Consider the following 15325-nt stretch of genomic DNA (forward strand, 5'->3'; position numbering starts at 1 on the left):
CTGTTTTGTCTGGCTCTGTTGCAAAAATCAAGTTTAGGTTAGGAAGCTCAATACTTTTATCATTCTGGTTGAGCAATATGCCTGAGAACTGGGTATGGTTCGCATCGATCTTGCGGACTTTTAATTTTTCTATATAGATAAGTTGATAAAGTTCTGCTGATTTGTTGCAGTGCAGTATTTGGCAAACGTAATTAAAAGCATGGCTAACGGTTGGGCTTGCATGCATGAGCTTAGGGTTAAACCAGAGAATTTGAAAAGTAAAAACTAAAATTAAAATAAGGTTGGCAGAGCTCCAGAGCGTATAGTAAAGCCAACTATGCTTTTTATTGTTGTCTTGTTCTTGTGGGGATGCCTGCTCAGCTAAATTAAGATTTGGTAGAGCATTAATAGGTTCATTGTGAAAGTAATTTAAGTTGTTGAGGTAAGTTAAAAGATCAATATTAGAGTTTTCTACTTTTTGGTCAAAGATATCTAATACGTGAGAATGCGTCATATATCTTGTCTGCATTGAACCATTGGCTAGAGTCGTTGAGTTGACCATAACTGGCTGTTCAATATTGATTAGATGGGTTAAGGCATTAAAGCTTGAATTACATTTAGGGCAACAAACCATACCCTGGGCGACAGTCAATTGAGTAAGAGATACTTTATAAACTGTTAAACACTTAGGGCAGCGGGTTTGTTTTTCATTCATGAGTTAAAAATCTCAATTTATTGTTTTACGTTTTCCTGAAATGCGACACCAGTTTTCTTCGCGCTTTTCGACATCTAATATATCAAAAAATTCAGAATAAACACGTGAAACATCAGCAACTTGCTCTTCAATCACACCAGCAAGTGCGAACTCGCCCTCAGATTTGATTAAATTTGCAAATTCAGGCGCAAGCATCATTAAAGGTCCTGCTAAAATGTTTGCAACTAAAACATCGGCTTGTTTAGGTGTGAATTCTTGATCAAACTCTTCAGGAAGACCTACATATAGTCGATCTAATACACCATTAAGCTCTGCATTTTGTTTCGTTGCTAAAACAGCTTGCGGGTCAATATCTGTGGCATATACTTTTTTAGCGCCTAGTAATAAAGCTGCTACGCCTAAAATGCCTGAACCACAGCCATAATCAATCACGATTTTATCTTTAACGTCAGTTTTACCCAGCCATTGTAAGCATAGGAAAGTACTTGCGTGATTACCTGTACCAAATGCAAGACCTGGATCTAACTTAATATTAGTTGCATCCGCTTCTGGGGGCTCTAGCCATTCAGGCACAATCCAGAACTTTTCCCCAATCTGAATTGGCTCATAGTAATCCATCCATGCGCGTTCCCACACTTGATCTTCAAGTTCTTCATGACGCATAGGAACATCTGGAAGTTGAGCTTTTAAGAAAGCTTCTAAAGTGTCGACATCAATTGGGTCTTGTTCGTCTTGTTGATAGATGCCTGTCACAATAACTTTGTTCCATAAAGGTGTTTCACCCGGTAATGGTTCAAGTAAAGCCTGATCTTCAGCATCATCCAGCGTTACGCTTACCGCACCTAGAGACATTAAAAGTGTTTCTGTGAACTCAACTTGTTCTTGATCAACGGTAATGTGTATTTGTAACCACTTCACGAAAAGGACCTAAAAATTTTATTTAAAGGCGTATTGTAGCGGACTAGACCATTTTAAAAAAGAAAGCGGCCCATCTTTAATGGACCGTCTTTGAAAATACTGATGAGATATAGCGGAAAATAAATGACTTCTTCTATACCTATGTCAAAACAGATTAAGGAGCAGGGGCCTTAAATTGTAACTTGCCATTTTCATTTGGTTGGCAAGTACCGTTAAAGGTCACACCATTGTGATTGTAAGAAACCCATTCACCTTGCTGTTTTTTTGCACAGACTCGAATTTGTTTTTGCATTTCGGCTTTGCTCGTGTCAGCAGCATGGGTAAAAGTTACGCCTGAAAAACAAATTAGAGATGCAGTTAAGATTTTTAACATGGTCGTTTTCATTTTGTATTCCTTCTCGTTGCGTTAATTTTAAAGTCATAGAAGTGCTGTACATTTTTTATTCTAAGATGAATTAATTTTAAAAACATTCACTTTGTATTGAATTCATGAAACAAAATGTCAAATCATGTGGCATAGCGTAAATTATGTGAAGACAATTTTGTAATTATGTACATCAATAAGCAGATAATTTTGCTATAATGTTCCGTCTTTTTTTTCTGGTGTTTTTGTACTCATGCACTATCCTAAAGTTTATGATGTTATCGTTATCGGTGGCGGTCACGCAGGTACGGAAGCGGCCCTTGCTGCTGCGCGTATGGGACGACAGACTTTGCTTTTGACCCATAACATTGAGACTTTGGGCCAAATGAGTTGTAACCCAGCAATTGGTGGTATTGGTAAGTCTCACCTAGTCCGTGAAATTGATGCACTTGGTGGTGCAATGGCTCTGGCTGCCGATAAAGGTGGTATTCAGTTCCGTATTTTAAATTCGCGTAAAGGTGCAGCTGTGCGTGCAACACGTGCTCAAGCTGACCGCGTGCGCTATAAAGCTGCTATCCGTGATACTTTGGAAAATCAAGCAAATCTTGACATTTTCCAGCAAGCAGCTGATGATCTGATTGTTGAAGGCGATACCGTTAAAGGTGTTGTTACCCAAATGGGTATTCGCTTTGATGCAAAAACTGTTGTGTTGACTACAGGTACATTCTTGGGTGGTGTAATCCACGTTGGTTTAGAAAAATCAAGCGGTGGTCGTGCGGGAGATCCTCCTTCTATTGCACTTGCTCAACGTTTACGTGAGTTAAAATTACCAGTGGGACGTTTAAAGACTGGTACTCCACCACGTATTGATGCACGTTCAGTTGATTTTTCAGTCATGATTCCGCAGCCGGGTGATTTCCCATCTCCAGTGATGTCATTCATGGGTGATGCTTCTATGCACCCTGAACAAGTAAACTGTTATATCACGCATACGAATGAAAAAACCCACGATATTATTCGTGGTGGTTTAGACCGTTCACCAATGTACACTGGTGTTATTGAAGGTGTAGGTCCGCGTTACTGTCCATCAATCGAAGATAAGATTCACCGTTTCGCTGATAAAGACTCACATCAAGTATTCTTGGAACCAGAAGGTCTAGATACACATGAGCTTTATCCAAACGGTATTTCGACTTCTTTACCATTTGATGTTCAGTTCGAGCTTGTACGTTCAATTCGTGGTATGGAAAATGCTCATATCTTACGTCCGGGCTATGCAATTGAATATGACTATTTCAACCCGCAAGCTTTGAAATTTACACTTGAAACTAAAGCGATTAATGGCTTGTACTTTGCTGGTCAAATTAATGGTACAACAGGTTACGAAGAAGCTGGTGCCCAAGGTTTACTTGCAGGTTTAAATGCTGCGTGTCGTGCGTGGGAGCAAGAAGAGTGGACGCCTAAACGTGACCAAGCTTACATGGGTGTATTAGTTGATGACCTCATTACGTTAGGTACTAAAGAACCATACCGTATGTTTACCTCACGTGCCGAATATCGTTTGATGTTGCGTGAAGATAATGCGGATCAGCGCTTAACTTCTATTGGTCGTGAACTTGGTTTGGTTGATGATGTTCGTTGGGCTGCTTATTGCGAGAAAATGGAAGCGGTTGAGCGTGAAACCTCTCGTTTACAACATTTATGGGCAGCACCAAATAACCCTATGGGTAAAAAATTCGTTGAAATGACGGGTGCTGATTTGAGTAAGGAATGTAGTGCGATTGATTTGCTTAAGCGCCCTAATATCACCTTCGGTCAAATTGCTGAACTTACTGGCTCTGAAGTTTCAGAACAAGTGGGTGAGCAAATTGAAATTGCTGTGAAATATGAAGGTTACATTAACCGTCAGCATGAAGATGTTGCTCAATTAAAGCGTCTTGAAGAAACTAAAATTCCTGCCGACTTTGACTATGATGTCGTGTCTGGGTTGTCACGTGAAATCACGCAGAAGTTAAAAACAGTTCTTCCAGAAACTTTAGCTCAAGCAAGCCGTATTCCTGGTGTTACGCCAGCAGCAGTTCAACTCGTAATGATCACAATTCGTAAAAACAATATGATTAAGAAAACAGCTTAATCATTTAAATGTACAAAAAGCCCATTTATTGGGCTTTTTTATTTTCTATTCAAAAAATATATGGAAACTTCCTAAGGAAGAAAAGAGATTTCGCTTCCTTTTTTTCTTATTTCACATATTTTAAGCCGCCAGTTATATTGAATTCACGTTCAAACAAGAGGGCTTTAACCATGACAATGAAATCAATTCGCTACAATGGATATGAAATGGCATGCCAATGCTCATGTTCAAAATAGCGCAAAAGAAAGAGCAGATCAGTTTTGGTGGGGGAGAATACATTGATCTGAAACAAGTAAAAAAATAAGAACAATATAAAATTAAGAAAATTATAATTCAAAATCTAAAGAGAACCTTACGGTTCTCTTTTTTATATCTATTTATTCTCAGTTTCAATTTCTCGCACAGCATTATGTACTTGTACTGGCTCAATATGCAGTAATTTCTTACCAAAACTACGTAGCCACCATACTAGTTGAGATGTAAAAGGTACAGTCGCTGAAACTTCTACAATATTTTCTTCAAGCGGAGTAATCGTTTGGTCTTTACTTAACTGACTTTCATAAAAGGTTTTAGCAGTTTGCTCTGTCATGGTTAAGGTGAGCTGAATTGATTCAGTTGGTTGGTTATAGTCCACTCTAAAGCCTAAAGCCCCTGAGTCAATATAATGATCAATATCAAAATTAACTGGATGTAGTGCTCGACTGTCTAATACTTTTGCTGATTTAAAACGGTGCAGAGCAAATGTTTGAACTTCAGTTTTGTCATGTCGTGTGCAAATTAAATAAATGACTGCACCTTTTTGTACCAAAGCCAAAGGATTTAAAACATAAGTTCTGTCTTCACCCTGATTGACCCGTGCCCGATAAACACATTCTATTTGCTTGTCTTGGAGCAAACCTTCATAAATTGCTTGTTGAGCATTTCGGTCAACTACAGGTGGAATTAACGGTTGGCTTGCCGGAACAATACGTACACGGTTAATCCACTGTCTCACATTATTTTGAGTAGAGAGACTACGTTTGGCCAAATCGAACCATGGTCCCATCTCATCAAGCAGGCTCGGAGGAAGGAGGTGCTTAAGGTGCTCCTCAACCATCATAAAGGTTACCGCTTGAGAACTTGTCATGTGAGGTAAGCTTTGAATAGGCGCATCGGATTGCCACCGCCAGCCTTGAGGTACGGCTTTATTGCTCTCTATCGGAAAACGCTGAGCAATTTGATTTAAGTCACGCTGAATAGTCCTTAAACTAATATCAATACCTTCACGCTCAAGCATTTCTTGCAATTCTCGAGTCCCGATCCATTTGCCGGTCGGTAGGCGAGACAAGATCTGCCATTGGCGATATAAACTATTCGAAGTTTCTTTTTCTATTACAGACATAAGCGTAATACATCTATATCCAATTGCTTTGGTGTCAACACAATAAAAAATCTTTACAGATTTAGCAAGTTTGTCAGATTCAGTTTATAGCCCATTGGGCAAACGATGATAAGATTTAGAAGAAAGTTATAACAATGATGCCGTACAAGTATTACAGATATATAAGTGGCACTGAAATTGCTTATTTAAAAATGAAATATAGATAAATGATAAGACGAGGTGGTTATGTCAGAACAAGAGCATGAATTACATCTAGATAATGATTTTTTTATACAAGAGCAGACAACAACAGCACTCATTAACCCAACCTCTTTTTTAGAACATATTTCTGTGCAAACCAATTTCTTTGAGCAACTCAAATCACAGTTCTTTAATGAGATGCTTGATGATGTAACATCAAATGGTGCAGCTTCTAAAAAAATTGAACAATGGTTGAGCATCCGTACTTTAGATGAGTTAAAGGAGTTAAATACCCAAGCAAAACAGCATTTTCTTTATCATGGGATTACTTTTAATGTTTATGGCGATAAAGAAGGAACGGAGCGCACTATTCCTTTTGATTTAATTCCAAGAGTAATCGAGAAAAAACAATGGGAAAAAATTGCCTCAGGCTGTGCACAGCGTGTTAAAGCATTAAATTATTTCCTAGATGATATTTATCATGGACAACATATTTTAAAAGAACAAATCATTCCCGAAGAACAAATTATGGGAAATGATGCTTTCCAGCCCCATATGCTTAAACATTCTTTAAAAGGAAAAATTTATTCACAAATTAGTGGGATCGATATTATCCGTGATGGTGAAGGGGAGTTTTTTGTATTAGAAGATAATTTGAGAACACCTTCTGGGGTGTCTTATATGATTGAGAGCCGAAATATTAGCCAGAAATTAATGCCTGAGCTATGTACAGCCAATAATTTACAGGGGATTGAGCATTATCCAAAACTTTTAAAAGAAATATTGCAAGAAAATTCTTCTGCAGATCAACCCTTTATTGTGGTGCTAACACCCGGGCGTTTTAACAGTGCTTATTATGAGCACGCTTTTCTAGCGCGTGAAATGGATGTGCCATTAGTTACAAATCGGGATTTATTTGTAGAAAATGATCAAGTATTTGTCAAAACTATTCGTGGGCGTCAAAAAGTAGACGTAATTTACCGCCGTTTAGATGATGACTTTCTAGATCCTTTAGCATTTCGACCAGACAGTGCTTTAGGTGTAGCAGGTCTTATGTCTGCTTATTTACAAAAAAATGTTGTGATTGCAAATGCACCTGGAACAGGCGTGGCTGATGATAAATCTATCTATCCTTATGTAGATCAAATGATTCAATATTATTTGGATGAAACACCAATTCTAAAAAATGTACCCACTTATCAGTGCCGTAAAGAAGAACACTTAGACTATGTACTCTCTAATCTTGATCAATTAGTCGTTAAGGAAGCACAAGGTTCGGGCGGATATGGCATGTTGATTGGACCTAAAGCAAGCTCATGCGAAATTGATGAGTTTAGAAAAAAATTGATTGCGATGCCTCATATGTATATTGCGCAGCCTACCTTAGCTTTATCTGTCGCTCCAACTTTAACTACGGGAGGAGTAGCGGAACGTCATATTGATTTGCGTCCATTTGTATTGAGCTCACCTTATCGTACAGAGATTGTGCCTGGTGGCTTAACACGTGTGGCCATGCAGGCGGGTTGTTTAGTTGTAAATTCGTCTCAAGGTGGCGGTATAAAAGATACATGGGTTGTTGAAACATTACATTCCTGATTGTGGGTTAAAGAGGAACTTTATGGTTTTACTCAATTCGAGTGCGCATCAAATATATTGGTTGGGTCGATATTTGATGCGAGTTAAATTTGCAGCCTCTCATTTACCCTTTACAGAAGATGAGAAAGCAACAAGATTTGCAGCAGCATTTGGTTTGGTCATAGAAAATGCTGAATTACTAAATCACTATATGTTAGACAAGAAGCAAACATTTTCATTACTGAACCAGCTCATTATTGCTAAAGATAATATTCAGGAACTAAGAGGTATTTTGTCATCACATGCTTATGCAGAATTAAATAATGTGATTAATACGCTTCAAGCTCAACCTGATGCATTGAGTAAAGCAGTCGAACAATGCACGCAAATACTAGAAGTGGAACATGAAGACGTTCGTTTATTTCTGCATTTAGGCCAAAAAATAGAGCAATTTGATATAGAACTGCGTTTTGGAGAAGATTTATCTGTTCTCATATCAGAGCTAGATATAGTGGTGCAACAGCTCGCTAATTTGAATTGGGAAAATATAAATGAAAATTGGCAAGCGCTAAAGCAGCAACTTATGTGGGACGCTTACTATACTTTTACACAGCAGTTGGAAAATATGTTTGAGGGCTGATTATGAAATTGATGGTTAATCATCAAACGCATTATAGCTATACTGAAACTGCTCGGAACAGCATTCAGTATATTAAAATGATGCCTCAAACATCGCCTCACCAACATGTTATGAATTGGGCAATTAGCGTGCCGGGTGATAAAACAATAAAGAGAGATATATTTAACAATGTATGGATGACGGCTAGTCAGCGTTATCCATACCAACATCTTACATTTATGGCCCAAGGAATTGTTGAGCTTCAAAATATAGAACTAGGTTGTGTAGATCTCTCTACACCTACTAATTTGTTTTTGCAGATGACAGGTGCAACCCGATGTGATACGGAAATGTTGGACTTTGCAAAAAATATTGTGGTGAATAAAGACCGACAACATATTGCATTATTAAGCGAAAATATCTTACAGAAAATACTTTATCAGCCTGAAAGTACTTCGGTTCAGACAACTGCGATCGAAGCATTTCAAGCTGGACAAGGTGTATGCCAAGATCATGCTCACATTTTAATTGCGATGTGTCGTGCGCTACAATTACCTGCACGTTATGTCTCTGGTTATCTATTTGATCAAAACTATCCGCACCTGGCCAGTCACGCTTGGGCGGAGGTATTTTTAGAAAATCAGTGGTATTGTTTTGATGTAAGCAATCAGTTGTTTACACCCAAACATCATATCTACCTTGCAGTAGGACGTGACTATCTCGATGTGGCACCTATTCGTGGCGTAAGAGAGCAAGGTGGAGTTGAGAACATGATGTCTGTGGTTCAAGTGTTGGCATGTTGAATGTAAAGAGAATGAAATGACCTATTGTTGTGCGTTAAGATTGGAACAAGGTTTAGTGTTTATTAGTGACACAAGAACCAATGCAGGAGTTGACCATATTTCTGTGTTCCGAAAACTGCATACTTTCGGCGTTACCGGAGAACGTTTTATTGCCTTGCAAACTGCAGGTAACTTAGCAACAACGCAAGCTGTTATAGGTCATTTGCAAAATGCCCTGACTTTGCAGCAAGAGCCTAATCTATATAGTGTTAATACGATGTTTGAGGCGGCTGAACTAATTGGAAAAACCTTAAAAACTGTTTTAGAGGATATTAGTTCGGACACTCAAGAACAAATGAATTATGCCTGTAGTATTTTGGTGGGTGGGCAGATTAAGGGTGGTGACATGCAACTTTATAATGTCTATCCACAAGGCAATTTCATTTGCGCAACTACAGATACACCTTATTTTCAAATAGGTGAGAGTAAATACGGGAAGCCTATTCTGGATCGAGCTTTATATTATGCAATGCCACTAGATGATGCATTACGTTGTAGCCTGATTTCTTTTGATTCGACTTTGCGTTCAAATGTTTCTGTTGGCTTACCACTTGATGCATTGGTCTACATTAAAGATAGCTTTGTTATCCCCATGGGAAAACGAATAACCGAAGATGATCCTTATTTCTCACAGATTAGTAAACAATGGTCAGATACTCTTCGTCGGGGTTTACAGGAAATGCCAAAGCCTACAGATGATTACTGGCGATAAATTTTGAATGTTTAAATAAAAAAAATCCAAGCATGCTTGGATTTTTTTTATATTTTATTATTTAAGTACTTTTACGAGTGGGGCGATTGCTTAATCGACAGAGTAATTCATATCCTATCGTTCCGTTTGCATCCGCAACATCATCAACTAAGCGATGTGGACCCCAGAGTTCAACTGGAGTGCCTAATTTTACTTTCATGCCTGTCACGTCGATTGCAATCATATCCATACTCACTCGCCCTACAACCGCACAGGGTTGTTTATCAATAGCGACATAGTTCGGTTTAATATAAGCTCGTGGATAACCATCACCGTAACCTATAGAAACAATTGCAATATCCATTGCTTGAGTGGCACAGAAAGTTGATCCATAACCGACATGTTCATTAGTTTGAATATGGTTGAGTGCAATTACTTCTGCTGAAAAAGTCATCACTGGTTTTAAGTCAAGATCATGGACTGTTTGATCTGCAAAAGGTGAGGCGCCGTAAAGCATGATACCCGGACGAACATAATCAAAATGTAACTCTGGCCATTTATAAATAGCAGCAGAATTACAGCAAGAAGCTAACACTGGATCACAAGCTTGTTTAACTTGTAGAAATTGTTGTTTTTGTTGCTCGTTAAGTGGATGGTCTACATCTGCATTTGCGAAATGCATTGCAAGTACACAAGTAAATCCTTCAGATTTTAAAGTCTTAATAACTTCAATAACTTCTGGATTTTTAAAACCTAACCGGTTCATCCCACTATTAAGTTTAACCCAGACTTTTAAACCTTGATTGATGTACGCTTGTTTGTGTTTAATCAACCATTCAAACTGTTGTTGATGGTGAATGATACATTCAAATTTTTGTTTAATTGCAATTGGCATTTCATCTTCAGAAAATACCCCTTCAATTAAAGTGACAGGTTGTTGAAATCCTAATTCACGAATTTCCAAACCTTCTTGTAGGCAGGCGACACCAAAGGCATCTGATGCATTTAAGGCTGCTAAACAGTCTTTGATTCCATGTCCATAAGCATTGGCTTTTACCATACTTACAATTTTTGAATTTGTTGCGAGTTGTTTGACACGGTTTAAGTTATATTGAAGTGCATTGCGGTCAATATAAACTGTTGCTTGGCGCACCCTCATTTACTCCTTTGGGCTAGAGATAGAGCTTATTCTTCATCATCATATTGGCTGTAATACTCAGGAGAGAGATTACTAAATCGAGTATATTGACCTTCAAAAGCAAGACGAACTGAACCAATTGGACCGTTACGCTGCTTACCAATAATAATTTCTGCAGTGCCGGCCTCTTTTGACTCTTTGTTATAAACCTCATCACGGTAAATAAACATAATTAAGTCGGCATCCTGCTCGATCGCACCGGATTCACGTAAGTCGGACATTACAGGGCGTTTATTTGGACGGTTTTCCAGACTTCGGTTAAGCTGAGAAAGTGCAATAACAGGACATTGCATCTCTTTCGCCAATGCTTTTAAGCTACGAGAAATTTCTGAGATCTCGCCTACACGGTTATCACCCATGCCCGGGACTTTCATGAGCTGCAAGTAATCGACCATGATACAACCGATTTTACCATCATGCATTTTGGCAACACGACGAGCACGGGCACGAAGTTCAGTTGGAGGTAGGGCTGATGAGTCATCAATATACAAATGCATTTGCTGAAGCTGCAAAATTGTACCAGTCACCTTGGTCCATTCATCTGCATCGAGGTTACCAGAGCGTAAATGTCCTTGATGGACTTTACCCATTGCGGAAATAAGACGCATCGCAATAGAGTCTGCTGGCATCTCCATTGAAAAGACCAGAGCAGGTAACTTGTTATATTGCAAAACACTCTCAACCAAATTCATGGCAAAAGTAGTTTTACCCATTGATGGGCGTGCAGCAACGATAATTAAGTCACCAGGTTGCATACCAGATGTTTTATTATCAAGTTCTAAGAAGCCAGTCGTTAAACCTGTAATATTGCCATCTAATTTTGAAAGCTCATCAAGCTTACTAATTACGTCTGCGGTAACAGAACTAATAGATTTAGGACCAGCATCTTTTTTATTGTTATTGTGCTGTTCTGCTAATGAGAAAATACTTGTTTCAGCTAAGTCTAAAATTTCACTTACACCGCGGCCTTTCGTGTCATAAGCATTTTGCAAAATTTCAGTACTAACTTTAATCATGCTACGAAGCGTAGAAAACTCTTTAATTTTAGTGGCATAAGTTTCTAAGTTATAGAAACTTGAAGGTGAGTCAGCCATGAGCTGCATTAAATATTCTTCGCCACCGATAGCATCAAGTAAATTTTGTTTTAAGAGCCAGTCACTTACTAAGACAGCATCATAGGGTGAGTTTTCTTGTGCTAATTTCTCGATTGCACGAAAAATATATTTATGGCGAGTCGCGTAAAAATCATTTTCTTTGAGTACATCGTTAACTTGTTCGAAAGATTCGGCAACTGTCATCAGGGCAGCTAGCACAGCTTGTTCAATAGCTAAATTGTGTGGGGGAGTGCGAAACTCTTTAAGTTGGCCTGATTCACTCGTTTTATTTTCTGTTGGAGATGAAAGCGCTAAAGAAGTGGCATTCGCCTGAGACATAATTAGACCTGATGATAAAGAAAGGTGTACACAAAGAGGCTGTAAAGCCGAGAACTATCTTAAAACAAAATTAAATAAACTACCTAATTAAAAAACCAATTAAACTGAAGAACTGATCAGGAATTAATATATCTTATTTTAAAATTTGAAACATAAAAAAAGAGCATGCAAAAGCATGCTCTTTTTTTGATGAGAAATTACTCAGATACGATAGTAACGAGAACTTCTGCAACAACATCATGGTGCAATTGGATTGCGATGTTGAATTCACCAGTGTGACGAAGCGCGCCATTTGGTAAACGAACTTCTGCACGGTCAACTGTAAGACCAGCATTCGTTAATGCGTCAGCGATGTCACGAGTACCGATAGAACCGAAGAGTTTACCTTCGTCACCAGCTTTAGCAGTGATAACGATGTTAACTTCATTCAATTGTTCAGCACGTGCTTGAGCAGCAGCTAAAACTTCAGCTTCTTGCTTCTCAAGTTCAGCACGACGAGCTTCAAAAGCAGCAGTGTTAGCTTCAGTAGCTGCAACTGCTTTACCTTGAGGGATAAGGAAGTTACGGCCGTAACCAGCTTTAACTGATACTTTATCGCCTAATTTACCAAGGTTCTTAATGCGTTGTAATAAGATAACGTCCACAGATCACCTCACTTATGGTTGTCAGTGTACGGAATCAAAGACAAATAGCGAGCTTGTTTGATAGCAAGTGCTAATTGACGTTGATAACGAGCTTTAGTACCAGTGATACGGCTAGGAACAATCTTGCCGTTTTCAGTGATGTACTGTTTTAAAGTGTCGATATCTTTGTAGTCGATGTACGCAACATTCTCAGCTGTAAAGCGGCAGAACTTGCGACGACGGTAAAAACGTGCCATTGATGTTCTCCTTATTCAGCTTCTTGAGCAACTTGCTGTGCTTCTTCGCGTTGAGCTTTACGCGCACGCTTTTCTTCAGCACTCTTAGCAAGCAATGACTCTTCAGTGATTGCGTGTTCACGACGGATGATAAGGTTACGAATGATCGCGTCGTTATAACGGAATAATTCTTCTAACTCATCAAGCGTAGTTTGACCACATTCAACATTCATAAGAATGTAGTGCGCTTTGTGAATTTTGTTAATTGGGTAAGCCAATTGACGACGGCCCCAATCTTCTAAACGGTGAATTTGACCTTCAGCTTCTTTGATCTGAGAGATATAGCGTTCAACCATACCTACAACTTGATCGCTTTGGTCTGGGTGTACCAAAAGTACGATTTCGTAATGACGCATTGTCAGCTCCTTACGGTTTAAACAGCCCCTAATAAAAAAATTAGAAGCAAGGAGTCATAACTTAATAAGTTATGTCGCAAAATTTGCGAAGGCTGAATTATAGGTAAAAGTTCGACTAAAAACAAATCTTTTGATCAGAAAAGTAAAACTTCTTTACTATAAAGAGGAATCCTCTCTTGTTTAAAAGAGAGGAAGATTTGGAGCAGGGGATTGATAGGTAAAGCTAAAGCTCAAACTTAACAGGGTAATTAATATGACCGAGTACAGGAAAAAACGTTTAGCCCACAATTGATCATTTTCGGCTTTAAATCCAATAACTGATAAATATAACCAATATGCAGTCAAAGCATTAAAGGTAATTAAAAAGAATACATTGGTATAGCCAAAACAATATAACCCATTCAAAACAGCTGCAAATAATAGGATATATATTACACATTCAATTTTCGTACGATAAATAGAACGTGCTACAGGCAAAATTGGAATTCCCGCATTTTTGTAATCATCAAAACGATAAATTGCAATTGCCCAAGAGTGAGGCATTTGCCATAAAGCGTATGCTAAAAACAAAAGCAAGGCTGCCACATCAAATTGATGAGTTACTGCTGTATAACCAATAACAGGAGGGCTCGCTCCGGAGATACTACCAATGACGGTTTGATGGATTGAGGTGCGTTTGGTCCACAAACTATAAAAACCGACATAGACAATAAAACCAATCATTGCAAACAAAAATGCATAACCATTTACACCGAACCACAAAATGCTAAAACCAATTACTCCAAGCACTAATGCATATATCAGCGCAACAGTAGGAGAGATTGTTTTTTTAACTAGTGCGCGGTTTTGTGTGCGCTGCATCTTTGTATCAATATCTTGATCTATAACATTATTAACCACACAACCAGAAGCTACAACTAAAGTTGTTCCAAGTAGGGTGAGAAGTAATAATAAGATGTCTATAGAGCCTTGGGCGGCTAAGAAAAAGCCGCCCAAGGTGGTAATGAAATTACCGAAGAGAATTCCTGGTTTAGTCAGGAATAGATATTTTCTCAACATGACAATCAGTTTAGATCATCATATTGTAGTGAAGGTAATTCATAATCCACACAGAACCGATTAAAAGTACGGCGATACATAGGATTGTGTAGATGAATGCAATCATATTCCAACGTTGTTCAGATGATGTATTCATGTGTAGGAAGTACACAAGTTGTACAAGAACCTGAGCAACCGCAGTGATTGCAATCACTGTAACTAAAAGACCACGACTGAAACCACCCGCCATCACCATCCCGAAAGGGATGATGGTGAGGATAACAGAAAGGATAAATCCAACAGTGTATTGCTTAAAGTTACCGTGTGACGCACCAGCAGCATTATGCTCATGACTACTCATTAGAGAACTCCCAGTAAGTAAACGACGCTGAATACACAGATCCAAACGATGTCAAGGAAGTGCCAGAACAAGCTTAAGCAAGCAAGACGACGTGTATTCGGTAAAGTCAAACCTTTAGTTTTGATTTGATACATTAATACTAGCATCCACACTAAACCAGAAGTTACGTGGATACCGTGTGTACCAACCAAAGTAAAGAACGATGATAAGAATGCACTGTGAGTTGGACCATGGCCTTCATGTACAAGGTGATGGAATTCATAGACTTCCATTCCAATGAACGATGCACCAAAAAGGAATGTAATAAATAACCAAGTGATAACTTGATTTACATTCTTTTTATAAGATGCAAGTACAGCAAAACCAAAGGTTACCGATGAAATCAATAAGGCAAATGTTTCAGTTAACACGAAGCCTAATGAGTCATGGAATAGGTCATATGCGCTTGGAGTGCCTGCTGGAACATGACTGCTTAATACAGCGAACGCAATGAAGAGTGATCCGAAAAGAATCAAGTCACTCATCAAGTATGTCCAGAAACCAAAAACCGTTAAGTCGGTATCATCATGTTCATGATGACCGTCATGGCCGTGGTTGTCGTGATGAAGTACTTCAGCCATTT

At 38.6% G+C, this 15325-nt stretch carries 17 protein-coding genes; 5 read left to right on the top strand and 12 right to left on the bottom strand.

Translation table 11 applies throughout. The annotated features are described in order from the left end of the window. From J536_RS21510 to J536_RS21520, 3 genes are all read right to left on the bottom strand, one after another. Positions 1-694, bottom strand: a 694-nt coding sequence (locus J536_RS21510; RefSeq protein ID WP_032063920.1) for a DUF3426 domain-containing protein, incomplete at its 3' end; no start/stop codon positions are given. 12 nt (positions 695-706) lie between these two features. Next, entirely contained in the window at positions 707-1612 is a 906-nt protein-coding gene (prmA, locus tag J536_RS21515) for a 50S ribosomal protein L11 methyltransferase (RefSeq protein ID WP_032063197.1), read from the bottom strand. A 154-nt stretch (positions 1613-1766) separates the two neighbouring features. Further along, positions 1767-1997, bottom strand: coding sequence for a hypothetical protein (locus tag J536_RS21520; RefSeq protein ID WP_002119672.1), 231 nt, complete (start codon positions 1995-1997; stop codon positions 1767-1769). A gap of 232 nt (positions 1998-2229) precedes the next feature. Between J536_RS21520 and mnmG the strand changes: the two genes are divergently transcribed. Further along, the gene (mnmG, locus tag J536_RS21525; protein WP_032063196.1) at positions 2230-4110 is read left to right on the top strand and encodes a tRNA uridine-5-carboxymethylaminomethyl(34) synthesis enzyme MnmG; all 1881 of its coding nucleotides are present in this window, start codon (positions 2230-2232) and stop codon (positions 4108-4110) included. 373 nt (positions 4111-4483) lie between these two features. Here the strand turns inward: mnmG and J536_RS26050 are convergent, their stop codons facing one another. Next, entirely contained in the window at positions 4484-5491 is a 1008-nt protein-coding gene (locus J536_RS26050; protein ID WP_002119763.1) for a helix-turn-helix transcriptional regulator, read from the bottom strand. A 225-nt stretch (positions 5492-5716) separates the two neighbouring features. Between J536_RS26050 and J536_RS21535 the strand changes: the two genes are divergently transcribed. The 4 genes from J536_RS21535 to J536_RS21550 are packed head-to-tail and all read left to right on the top strand — an operon-like array spanning position 5717 to position 9419. Continuing rightward, the gene (locus tag J536_RS21535; RefSeq protein WP_032063194.1) at positions 5717-7267 is read left to right on the top strand and encodes a circularly permuted type 2 ATP-grasp protein; all 1551 of its coding nucleotides are present in this window, start codon (positions 5717-5719) and stop codon (positions 7265-7267) included. A gap of 22 nt (positions 7268-7289) precedes the next feature. Then, positions 7290-7886: an alpha-E domain-containing protein gene (locus tag J536_RS21540; RefSeq protein ID WP_002119585.1), complete on the top strand. Its 597-nt coding sequence runs from the start codon at positions 7290-7292 to the stop codon at positions 7884-7886. Between the two features lie 2 nt (positions 7887-7888). After that, a complete protein-coding gene (locus J536_RS21545; RefSeq protein WP_002119692.1) occupies positions 7889-8668 on the top strand; it encodes a transglutaminase family protein in 780 nt (259 codons plus the stop codon). A gap of 16 nt (positions 8669-8684) precedes the next feature. Beyond that, positions 8685-9419, top strand: a complete 735-nt coding sequence (locus J536_RS21550) for a proteasome-type protease (protein ID WP_002119721.1) — start codon at positions 8685-8687, stop codon at positions 9417-9419. Positions 9420-9480: 61 nt separating this feature from the next. Here the strand turns inward: J536_RS21550 and alr are convergent, their stop codons facing one another. From alr to cyoC, 8 genes are all read right to left on the bottom strand, one after another. Further along, the gene (alr, locus tag J536_RS21555) at positions 9481-10551 is read right to left on the bottom strand and encodes an alanine racemase (protein ID WP_080776749.1); all 1071 of its coding nucleotides are present in this window, start codon (positions 10549-10551) and stop codon (positions 9481-9483) included. A gap of 32 nt (positions 10552-10583) precedes the next feature. Next, positions 10584-12029 carry a replicative DNA helicase gene (gene dnaB / locus J536_RS21560; protein WP_002119718.1) on the bottom strand — a complete coding sequence of 482 codons (1446 nt, stop codon included), beginning with the start codon at positions 12027-12029 and terminating at the stop codon, positions 10584-10586. A 197-nt stretch (positions 12030-12226) separates the two neighbouring features. Continuing rightward, positions 12227-12673: a 50S ribosomal protein L9 gene (gene rplI, locus J536_RS21565; RefSeq protein WP_000382591.1), complete on the bottom strand. Its 447-nt coding sequence runs from the start codon at positions 12671-12673 to the stop codon at positions 12227-12229. Positions 12674-12681: 8 nt separating this feature from the next. Beyond that, positions 12682-12909, bottom strand: coding sequence for a 30S ribosomal protein S18 (rpsR, locus tag J536_RS21570; RefSeq protein ID WP_000090661.1), 228 nt, complete (start codon positions 12907-12909; stop codon positions 12682-12684). 11 nt (positions 12910-12920) lie between these two features. Next, positions 12921-13304 (bottom strand): 30S ribosomal protein S6, encoded by a 384-nt coding sequence (rpsF, locus tag J536_RS21575; protein WP_002119610.1) that lies wholly within the window; start codon positions 13302-13304, stop codon positions 12921-12923. Positions 13305-13484: 180 nt separating this feature from the next. Beyond that, complete coding sequence (gene cyoE, locus J536_RS21580; protein ID WP_002119614.1) at positions 13485-14363, bottom strand: heme o synthase; 879 nt, start codon at positions 14361-14363, stop codon at positions 13485-13487. 10 nt (positions 14364-14373) lie between these two features. Next, the gene (locus J536_RS21585) at positions 14374-14703 is read right to left on the bottom strand and encodes a cytochrome o ubiquinol oxidase subunit IV (protein WP_000094534.1); all 330 of its coding nucleotides are present in this window, start codon (positions 14701-14703) and stop codon (positions 14374-14376) included. Then, entirely contained in the window at positions 14703-15323 is a 621-nt protein-coding gene (cyoC, locus tag J536_RS21590) for a cytochrome o ubiquinol oxidase subunit III (protein WP_002119759.1), read from the bottom strand. The genes J536_RS21585 and cyoC overlap by 1 nt, the downstream gene beginning before the upstream one ends. Between the last annotated feature and the right edge of the window lie 2 nt (positions 15324-15325).

The sequence above is a fragment of the Acinetobacter sp. 809848 genome (assembly GCF_000581275.1).
Lineage (GTDB): Bacteria > Pseudomonadota > Gammaproteobacteria > Pseudomonadales > Moraxellaceae > Acinetobacter > Acinetobacter pittii.

Bases quoted from the DNA above. Each gene is read 5' to 3' on its own strand.
- mnmG (WP_032063196.1), top strand. From the start codon at position 2,230: ATGCACTATCCTAAAGTTTATGATGTTATCGTTATCGGTGGCGGTCAC.
- rpsR (WP_000090661.1), bottom strand. From the start codon at position 12,909: ATGGCACGTTTTTACCGTCGTCGCAAGTTCTGCCGCTTTACAGCTGAG.
- J536_RS21545 (WP_002119692.1), top strand. From the start codon at position 7,889: ATGAAATTGATGGTTAATCATCAAACGCATTATAGCTATACTGAAACT.
- dnaB (WP_002119718.1), bottom strand. From the start codon at position 12,029: ATGTCTCAGGCGAATGCCACTTCTTTAGCGCTTTCATCTCCAACAGAA.
- J536_RS21550 (WP_002119721.1), top strand. From the start codon at position 8,685: ATGACCTATTGTTGTGCGTTAAGATTGGAACAAGGTTTAGTGTTTATT.
- J536_RS21520 (WP_002119672.1), bottom strand. From the start codon at position 1,997: ATGAAAACGACCATGTTAAAAATCTTAACTGCATCTCTAATTTGTTTT.
- rpsF (WP_002119610.1), bottom strand. From the start codon at position 13,304: ATGCGTCATTACGAAATCGTACTTTTGGTACACCCAGACCAAAGCGAT.
- J536_RS21535 (WP_032063194.1), top strand. From the start codon at position 5,717: ATGTCAGAACAAGAGCATGAATTACATCTAGATAATGATTTTTTTATA.
- cyoE (WP_002119614.1), bottom strand. From the start codon at position 14,363: ATGTTGAGAAAATATCTATTCCTGACTAAACCAGGAATTCTCTTCGGT.
- J536_RS21585 (WP_000094534.1), bottom strand. From the start codon at position 14,703: ATGAGTAGTCATGAGCATAATGCTGCTGGTGCGTCACACGGTAACTTT.
- J536_RS26050 (WP_002119763.1), bottom strand. From the start codon at position 5,491: ATGTCTGTAATAGAAAAAGAAACTTCGAATAGTTTATATCGCCAATGG.
- cyoC (WP_002119759.1), bottom strand. From the start codon at position 15,323: ATGGCTGAAGTACTTCATCACGACAACCACGGCCATGACGGTCATCAT.
- J536_RS21540 (WP_002119585.1), top strand. From the start codon at position 7,290: ATGGTTTTACTCAATTCGAGTGCGCATCAAATATATTGGTTGGGTCGA.